Origin of the sequence: Microtetraspora sp. AC03309 (assembly GCF_020826795.1) — a bacterium.
Classification (GTDB): Bacteria; Actinomycetota; Actinomycetes; order Streptosporangiales; family Streptosporangiaceae; genus Microtetraspora; species Microtetraspora glauca.
In genome coordinates, this window is record NZ_JADDIL010000078.1 from 36,777 (window position 1) to 45,905 (window position 9,129).

The following is a 9,129-nucleotide window of genomic DNA, read 5'->3' on the forward strand; positions in this document are numbered from 1 at the left end:
CCGTGGATCCCGGCCGGGCGTACGGCGTCCGCCCATGGGCGTCCGGGCACCACGGCGAAGGCGGCGAGGACGCGACCACCCTGGTGGCCAGGGCCGAGCGGGCGGTCTGGTTGTCCGGAACCGATCCCGAACTCGCCGAGTCCGAGGCGCGAACCGTCCTGGCGGAGGCGCGAGCCGTACCGTCCGGGACGCCGGACCCGCGGCACGCCGAGGCGGTGCCGGTGGCCCTGCGGGCGGCGGCCCTGGCGGCGCGCGAGCTGGGCGACATCGATCTCGCCCTGGAACGGCTGGAACAGGCCGTTTCCGAGGGAGCGGCTTTCCCGAGCCGGGTCGCGCAGGCACGGATGTCGCTGGTGACGGTGGTCGCGGAGCTCGGCGACCCCGAGGGCGGGCTGCGGCTGGCCGAGCTCGCGGAACGCGACCTCACCGGCGCCGACCTCGCCAGGCTGGACGTCCAGCGCTCCGCCGCGCTCATCCTGCTCGGCCGTTTCGGTGACGCGGTACGGCACTGCGACCGCGCGCTCGGGATGCTGGACGGTGATCCGAGATTCCACGCGGGCGGGCTGCTCAACAGGGGCGTCGCCCACACCTATCTGGAGGACTTCGACAGGGCGGAGGCGGACCTGTCGGCGTGCGTCCGGATCGCCGGGACCGCCGGGCTCGACCACCTCGCGATGCTCGCCGAGGGGAACCTGCCGTTCGTGGCGGCCAGGCGTGGTGACATCCCGGGAGCCTTCGAGAGATACCAGGCCGCGGAGGGAACGCTGTTCGGGTATCCCGAGCGGCTGGCCGTGATGCGCACCGACTTCGCGCAGGCGCTGGTGGCGGCGCGGCGGCTCGGTGAGGCCAGGACGCTCCTGGCGCGGGTCGTCACGGACCTGGCCGCCTCAGGGGCACAGGCCGGGTTGGCGGACGCCTGGCTGTTGCTCGCCCAGGTCGAACTGCTCACCGGAGCCGCCGATGCCCGCGGCTCCGCCGAGGCGGCCCGATCGGAGCTGATCCGCCAGGGCCGGACCGCCCGGGTCCCGCTCGCTACCGAGGTGGTGCTCCGTGCCCGGCTCGCGCGGGAACAGCCGAACCGTGATCTGCTGGACGAGCTACTGGCCTGCGTGAGCGACCTCGAGAACGGCGGCTGCCTCTCCGAGGCCGCGGCGCTGCGCCTGACCGCCGCCGAGACGGCCCTGCGGCTGGGCGAGCGGCGAATGGCCCGCGCCCAGCTCGGGATCCTGATCGCCTCCCCGGCCCGGACGATGATCCGGCAGCACGCGCTGGCCACGCGGCTGCACCTCGACGGGGACGTGCGCGGCGCGCTGGCCGCGGCCTGGTCCGGGCTGGCGGCGACCCTCGCGCCGCGCCCTCCGATGGGCGACAGTCCCTCGGCGCTCGGGAGTATGGACGCCGCCTCTCAAGGCGTCACCACTCAAGGCAGCACCACCACTCAAGGCAGCGCCACCATTCAGGGCAGCGCCACCATTCAGGGCAGCGCCGACCACGACGCGGGGGACTGCGACACCGCCTGCCACGACCCCTCCGGGCCGGTCGGTACGAGTGCCGTCGAGGCGCGCGCGTACGCCGCACGTGCCGCCGAGGATCTCGCCGGCTTCTGCGTACGGCTCGCCCTGGAGACGGGTGATCCCTGGACGGTGCTCACCTGTTCGGAACGCTGGCGGGAACTCGTACGGGAAACGCCGGGCCGCCTACGCCTGGAGGGTCTCCCGGCCGAGGCGAGGGGGACGCTGGTCGAGCTGGTGCGGGACGGGGACCGGCTCGCCGCCGTGCTGGTCACGGCCGGCCGCTGTGTCCTGCGGCCGTGCGGCTCGTACTCCGCGGCGGCGGAGGCCACCGTGCGGGTCCGATACGCCCTGCGCAGGCGCAACCTCCGCGACGTCCAGGCGGAGAGCGGCCTCGAACGCGATCTGGCGATGCTCGACCACCAGTTGTTCGACCGGCCGCTGATCCCTGCGGACGTTCCCGGCGGCCCGGTGGTGATCGTGCCGACGGGCACGCTGCACACCCTGCCGTGGCCGTTGCTCCCGTCCCTGCGAGGCCGTCCCGTGTCCGTGGCCGAGAACGCCTCCTCCTGGCTCGCCGGCCCCGAGCCGTCGTCTCCCCCAGAGAGCCCAGAGAACCCGGAGAACCCGGTGGTCGTGGCGGTCGCCGGTCCGGGGCTGGAGAACGCCGAGGCCGAGGTGGAGGCGGTCGTCCGGTCCCATCCTGGGGCGATCCGGGTGAACGCGGCCAAAGCCGCAGTGCTCGACGCCCTCGGTCACGCGGACGTGCTGCACGTCGCCGCGCACGGGACGTTCTCCCCCCGCAGTCCTCTGCTGTCGCGCATCACGCTCGACGACGGACCCCTCATGGCGTACGACCTGATCCGGCTGGGCCGGGCGCCACGACTGGTGATCCTGTCGGCGTGCGACGCGGGCATGGCGCACGCACCGGTGGACGGCGCCGTCCTCGGGCTGGCCGGCACGTTCCTCGACCGAGGAGCCCGGTGCGTGATCGCGGGCGTGGTGCCCGTACGCGACGACGAGGCGCTCGCGCTGATGACGGCGCTTCACCCGCTGCTGAGAGACGGCCGCACTCCCGCCGAGGCGCTCGCCCTGGCGTCCGGCGCGACCGGTGTCGCGGGGTTCGTCTGCTTCGGCAGGGGGGACCTCCGCCTGTCCGCCCCCTGACGCGCAGGCGTCCGCCCGGGGAGCGCACTGGGCTTTCCCGCTCGCAATTCCCGTATGAACGCGCGGCCCCCGTGGCCGACCGGGAGCCGACGGCGATCAGCCGGTGGCCACCGGACGGGCGGGGTCGACCACCCAGTGGGACCAGGATCCGACGTAGAGCGCGGCCGGGATGCCCGCCAGGTCCAGCGCGAGCACCTCGTGGGCCGCGGTGACGCCCGACCCGCAGTAGACCCCCACGGGGACCCCGTCGACCGCGCCGAGCGTGTTGAACCGCTCACGCAGGAACTCCCGGTTGTGGAACCGCCCGCCGGGCTCGACATTCTCGGACGTCGGAGCGCTGACGGCGCCGGGGACGTGCCCCGCCACCGGGTCGATCGGTTCGACCTCTCCGCGGTAGCGCTCGGCCGCGCGCGCGTCGAGCAGGACGCCACTCGTGGCGAGGTCGGCGGCCTGGTCGGCGTCCAGCGTCGGCATGCCTCCGGGGACGGCGGTGAAGCCGCCGGGCGCGGGCTCCCCCCCGGCCCCCTCCTCGATCGGGAGCCCGGCGTGCCGCCAGGCCCGGATGCCGCCGTCGAGGACGCGCACGTCCTGGTGGCCGAAGTAGCGCAGCGTCCACCACGCCCGCGCCGCCGCCGTGGCGTCGGCCTCGTCGTACACGACCACCGTGCGGGAGCCGTCCACGCCGAGGCGGCGCATCGCCGCCTGGAAGTCGGCGGCCTCGGGCAGCGGGTGCCGCCCGCCGGCGCCGGGCGCGGCGGCGAGGTCGGTGTCGAGAGCGCAGAAGACCGCGCCCGGGATGTGACCCTCCGCATAGGACTCGCGGTCGGACGGTCCGCCGCCGAGCCGCCAGCGGACGTCCAAAATCGTGACTCCGTCGAGAGCGGCGAGCTCTTCGGGCGTGACAAGGGTGCTCATCTGGCACTCACCTCCAGCAATGGGACGTTCTGCTCGGCCGCGGTCAGGGAGCCGTGGTAACCGATCATGGCAGCCTCGACCGCCTCCGTCCGGGAGGCGACGATCACACAGTCACCGTACGGCACGGCCACGACATCGCCGACGCGCCCGAGCCACTCACGGCGTACGGCGGGGCCGAACCAGCCCTCATCCACGGCCTCCTCCTTGGAGACGACCCAGGCCCGGTCGCGCAGCGCGTCGGCCCACGTGTCCAGGACGGCCGCCGCCGCGCCCTCCTCGGTGTAGAGGTGGCGGACCCTGGCCTCCCCTCCGAGGAGGGCGACTCCCTCGCGGAGCTCGGGCCGCAGGTCCACGTCCACCTTGTCGGTGGCGTTGACCATGCCGTGATCGGCGGTGACGTACATGGCCGACCCACGCGGGAGCGACCCGGCGATCCGCTCGGCCATCCGGTCGACGACGGCCAGTTCCTCCAGCCATTGGGTGCTGCCCCATCCGGTCTCGTGGCCGGCGGCGTCCACCCCTCCGTAGTAGACCGTGACGAATGACCGGCCGCGCAACGCCTGCCGTACGCCCTCGATCCGGTCGTCGACGCTCTCGGCGGCGACGTGCCGCACGCCGCGGTAGACGGCGCGGGTGAGACCGGTCCCCCTGAACGCCCCGGGCGCGACATAGACCGGATCCACGCCGGCCGCGGACAGCCGCTGGTAGACGGTCTCGGCCGGTTGCCACCAGTCGGGATCGACGGCGTGGCCGGGCGCGGTCCAGCGCAGACAGTTGAACAGCCGCCCCTCCCCCGGGACGGCCATCACGATGCCGAGCATGCCGTGCTCGCCCGGTGGAGTCCCGGTGCCGAGCGTGGCCAGGCTCGTCGGGGTCGAGGACGGGAACCCCGCGGTGAGCGTCCATCCCTGTTGCGCGGAAAGGAACGGCGCGGCGTCGGGGTGGGCGCGCAGCAGGTCGGCGCCCATGCCGTCCACGAGGAACAGGCAGACCCGCTCGGCGGGGTCGAGCCGCAGGGTGTTCCCGGTGCCGGCCCCCAGGGACGCCAACACGGATCCGGGCAGGTCGGCCAGCGAGGCGCCGCCGTACTCGGGGACGTACGGCACGGCGGAGCGCCCTGCGTGGGACTCGGTCACGTCACCTCCAGGGGCCGTCGGGGTCAGGTGGCGGCGAGCGCGGTGGCCTCGGAGAGCGCCTTGGCGAATTCGAGCACGTGCGTGACGGCCTCCGGGCCGTCGGCGGCCTCGCTCACCCGCAGCGACAGGTCATCGGCGGTGATCGCGCCGGTGTAGCCGTGGTCGGCCTCGCAGTTCTCGTCGCCGCAGGTCGCGGGCTCCAGGTCGACGTGGGAGATCGCCCCCCACCCGATCGTGAGGGTCACCTCGGTGGGGGGAACCCCCGGGACATACGAGGCGGGGTCGGGAACCACCCTGGTCACGGCGACCGACTGGATGCGGCTGAGCCGTACGGCCTCGGTGGTGGTAGAGGCGTGTGAGGCGGGCATGCCCTCGGCGGGCGGGTGCTCGTCGGTGTGACACACCAGCAGCCGGGTGGGCGAGAGCACCAGCACGGTGACGTGCCTGCGCACCTCCATCGCGGGGTCGAACGTGGCCTCGTGATGCACGACGTACGCCGTCACCTGCTCCTTGCCAAGGGCGGAGTCGACCGCGTCGGCGACCAGGTCGGGGTAGTAGCCGCTGCGGTCGATCGCCTCACGCATGCCGGCGGCGGAGACTCGGGTTTCCCTCATGGGGTCCATCCTGCCCTGTAAGGGACACCGGTTTCACACTCACGCGAAACCGGCTCCTCACCGCAGACGGCGCGGTCCGACATCGAGCCGGGGACCGACCTCGGGCCGCAGTACGGCTCTCGCCCCCAGCACGACCACCGCCGACTCCCCCACCAGGACCTCGTCCAGGTCCATCCGGCAGACCTCGGGCAGGGCGTCGGCGAGGAGGCCGACCCTCACCAGCAGGTCCTCCAGCGCTTCGACGGCGACCGGCGGGTAGCCGTACTCGCCGAAGAGCAGCGGCGCGGCCCGTACCGAGCGCACGAGAACGGCGGCGTCCTCGGCGGTGAGCGGGGCGAGGCGGTAGGCGCGGTCGCCGAGCAGCCGGGCGGCGACGTCGCCCAGCCCGAAGGACACGACCGCCCCGGCGTCCCGGTCCTGCATCACGCCGACCACGGTGGCCGCGGACGGCTGCGGCGCCATGTGCTGCACGGCGATCGTCACGTCCGGGCCGAGCGTCGCCGCGAGATCGGCGTACGCCTGGCGGAGGCTGCCCGGCTCGCCCAGGCCGAGCCGTACGGTGCCGGACCTGCGGGGGGCGTCGGGATCGGCGGTGGTCACCGGCCGGAACACCGGCTTCAGGGCCACGGGCCAGCCGAGCCGGGCGGCGGCGACCACCGCCTCCTCGGCCGAGGCGACCGGCTCGGCCGGCCAGACCTCGATGCCGTAGCAGGCGAGCAGCGAGGACGCGTCGATCTCGACCTGCTCGTCACCGGAGGCGAGGGCGGCGGCGACCAGCCGCCTGGCCCGGCGGTTATCCACGCCCTCGACGGCCGGAGGCGTGCCCACGGGCTGCTCGCGCCAGCGGGCGTAGCCGACGACGTGGGCGAGCGCCCGCACCGCCTCCTCCGGGGCGGGATAGGACGGGATGGAGCCCCTGGACGGCCCCTCTCCGGGAACGCGCAGTTCGGCGAGCATCCCCAGCTCGCCCTGGAAGGTGGCGAGCACCGGCTTGCCGGACTCCCCGGCGACCCGGACCAGCTCGGCGGCGACCTCGTCGTGCCCGCCGGGGATCGGCGGCATGTAGATCACGACGGCGGCGTCCACGTCGGCGAGTACGCCGCTGAGCGCGTCGGCGAATTCGGCGCCTCCGGCCCGCGCTCCGAGGTTGACCGGCGGAACCGGTTCGAGGCCCCTGGCCCGGCAGGCGTCGACGGCGAGCAGCGCCAGCGCGTCGGAGTTGCTCACCACCCCCACCCGGGTGCCGGCGGGCAGCGGCTGATGGGCCAGGAGTTGCGCGACGTCGAAAAGTTGGGCCAGGTCGTCCACCCGGATCACGCCCGCCTGCTGGAACAGCGCGCTCAGGGCGGTGTCGGGGAGGCGGAGGACGCGGGCGGCGTGCCCGGTGGGCACCCCCTGGCTCTTGACGACGACGACCGGCTTGGTCCGGGAGATCCTCCGGGCCAGGCGGAAGAACTTGCGGGGATTGCCCAGGGACTCCAGGTAGAGCAGGATCACGTCGGTCGCCGGATCCTCCTCCCAGTACTGCAGGAGGTCGTTGCCCGACACGTCGGCCCGGTTGCCCGCCGAGACGAACGTCGAGATGCCCATGCCGCGCTGGGCCACCCGCTGCAGCAGCGCGGTGCCGAGCGCGCCCGACTGGCTGAAGAACCCGACCCTGCCCCTGCCGGGCAGCGTCGCGGCGAGGGTCGCGTTGAGGCGGACCGAGGGATCGGTGTTCGCGATGCCGAGGCAGTTGGGGCCGACCACGCGCAGGCCGTACGCGCGGGCGATGCGGACGAGCTCGTCCTGGCGGGCGCGGCCGTCCGGACCGGTCTCGCCGAAGCCGGACGACACCACGACCAGGCCCTTCACCCCCTTCTCCGCGCACTCCTCGACCACGTCGAGCACGCCTTCGGCGGGGATCGCCAGCACGGCGAGGTCGACGTCGCCGTCGATCGCGGACACGCTCCGGTAGGCGCGCACCCCGGCGACCGCCCTGGCCTCGCGGTGGACGGGGTAGACCGGGCCGGTGAAGTCGGCGGCGAGCAGGTTGCGCAGCACGGTCTGGCCGATGCCGCCCGGCTCACGGCTGGCGCCGATCACCGCGACGGACTCGGGCTTCAGCAGCCGCTCGATGGACCGCGCCTCGGCGCGGTGCTCGCGGGCCGCCGTCACCTGTACGGAGCTGTCCGTGGTGGCGAGGTCCAGCGTCATCCGTACGACGCCGTCCTCGAAGTGGCTCTGGGCGGTGTATCCCGCCTGGCGGAACATGGCCGTCATGCGGTGGTTGGCGGGCAGCACATCGGCGATGAAGGTCCGGATCCCGCGCTCCCTGGCGGCGGCCCTGAGGTGTTCCAGGAGGACGGAGGCCATCCCCCTGCCCTGGTGGGCGTCCTCCACGAGGAACGCCACCTCGGCGTGGTCGGACGGCTCGACCCGGTCGTAGCGCACGACCGCCACCATCTCGGTGCCGATCGTGGCGATGAGGGCGACCCGGTTGTCGTAGTCGACGTTGGTGAACCAGGCGATCTCGCGGTCGCTCAGTCTCGGCCGCGGACCGAAGTATCGGAAGTAGATCGACTGCTCGGAGAGCCGGGAATAGAACGAACGCATGAGATCGGCGTCGTCCGGCCGGATCGGCCGCAGATGCGCCGTTCCGCCGTCGGAGAGCACGACGTCCGCCTCCCAGTGGGCGGGGTAGCGGGATTCCACGGTTTCGAGGGTAGTCCCGGCGCGGAATCGTCTGGCTGGGCAACGCTTGTGCATCGACTCCGACAGAGTGACGACCCAATTCCCCACGACGTGGCCGGAAGCTGTTAAGTTTCTCGGCATAGCCCTCATAGCCCGGCGAGGACGCCGACCCCTGCGGCGGACTCACCTCCACGAGCAGCTGGCAAGGTGGTGACATCATGACGCGGGTCGTCGTGGTGGGCGATCTCATGACCGATGCGGTCGCGCGCGCCCGCTTCCCCCTCGCGAGGGCGAGCGACACCCCGGCGGTCGTGACCATGCACGGCGGCGGCTCGGGGGCGAACATCTCCTCCTGGCTGGCCGTGGAGGGCAACGAGGTCGCCTTCATCGGTCGTCGCGGCGCCGACATCACCGGCCGCAACCGCGACATGGAGTTGATGGGCTACGGCGTGGACGCCCGGCTCGTGATGGACCCCGAGCGGCCGACGGGCACCTGCGTGGTGCTCGTCACCCACAAGGGCGAGCGGACCATGCTGTCCGATCCCGGTGCCAACGCGGCCCTCGCGCCCGAGGACCTGCCGCGCGACCTGTTCAGCGGCGGCGCCCACCTGCACGTGTCGGGATACACGCTCATCAACGAGGGTTCGCGCGACGCCGGCCTCGCCGCGCTCGACCTGGCCCGGCGGGCCGGGATGTCGATCTCCGTCGACTGCGCCTCGGCCGCTCCCGTGGAGCGCACCGGCGCCGAGCCGTTCCTGGAGTGGACCCACGGCGCCAAGCTGCTGCTCGCCAACGCCGACCAGGCCAAGGTGCTGACCGGCCGGGACGACCCCGCCGCCGCGGCGAAGGTGCTCACGGCCTGGTTCCCGCAGGTCGTGATCAAGCTCAACAAAGAGGGCGCCCTCTGGTACACCAACAGCCGGGCCGAGCCGGTCCGCGCGTCCGCCGAGACGGTCGAGCGGCTCGTGGACGGCACCGGCGCGGGTGACGCGTTCGCCGCCGGGTTCCTGCCTCCGTGGCTGGCCGGCAAGCCGCCGGCGGAGGCCCTGGCGGCGGGGAACGCCCTCGCCGCCAAGTGCATCTCCTACCTCGGCGCCCGCCCCCGCCTCTGAC

Annotated in this window: 6 protein-coding genes; 2 read left to right on the top strand and 4 right to left on the bottom strand. The window is 73.5% G+C overall.

Annotation, left to right across the window (positions count from 1 at the left end):
- Positions 1-2 precede the first annotated feature (2 nt).
- Positions 3-2,678, top strand: a complete 2,676-nt coding sequence (locus tag IMZ11_RS34495) for a CHAT domain-containing protein (RefSeq protein WP_228646618.1) — start codon at positions 3-5, stop codon at positions 2,676-2,678.
- A gap of 96 nt (positions 2,679-2,774) precedes the next feature.
- On the opposite strand, the gene IMZ11_RS34500 is transcribed toward IMZ11_RS34495, so the two are convergent.
- From IMZ11_RS34500 to IMZ11_RS34515, 4 genes are read right to left on the bottom strand one after another with little or no spacing between them, the layout of a single operon-like run.
- Positions 2,775-3,593, bottom strand: a complete 819-nt coding sequence (locus tag IMZ11_RS34500; RefSeq protein ID WP_228646601.1) for a sulfurtransferase — start codon at positions 3,591-3,593, stop codon at positions 2,775-2,777.
- Positions 3,590-4,729 carry an alkaline phosphatase family protein gene (locus IMZ11_RS34505; RefSeq protein ID WP_228646603.1) on the bottom strand — a complete coding sequence of 380 codons (1,140 nt, stop codon included), beginning with the start codon at positions 4,727-4,729 and terminating at the stop codon, positions 3,590-3,592. The genes IMZ11_RS34500 and IMZ11_RS34505 overlap by 4 nt, the downstream gene beginning before the upstream one ends.
- Positions 4,730-4,752: 23 nt before the next feature.
- On the bottom strand, positions 4,753-5,343 hold the full coding sequence (locus IMZ11_RS34510; RefSeq protein ID WP_061257403.1) for a DUF5998 family protein: 591 nt from the start codon (positions 5,341-5,343) through the stop codon (positions 4,753-4,755).
- Positions 5,344-5,400: 57 nt separating this feature from the next.
- Positions 5,401-8,091, bottom strand: a complete 2,691-nt coding sequence (locus tag IMZ11_RS34515) for a bifunctional GNAT family N-acetyltransferase/acetate--CoA ligase family protein (RefSeq protein ID WP_255707516.1) — start codon at positions 8,089-8,091, stop codon at positions 5,401-5,403.
- Between the two features lie 143 nt (positions 8,092-8,234).
- Here IMZ11_RS34515 and IMZ11_RS34520 point away from each other — a divergent pair, with 143 nt between their 5' ends.
- Positions 8,235-9,128 (top strand): carbohydrate kinase family protein, encoded by an 894-nt coding sequence (locus IMZ11_RS34520; RefSeq protein WP_228646607.1) that lies wholly within the window; start codon positions 8,235-8,237, stop codon positions 9,126-9,128.
- The last annotated feature ends 1 nt before the right edge of the window (position 9,129 follow it).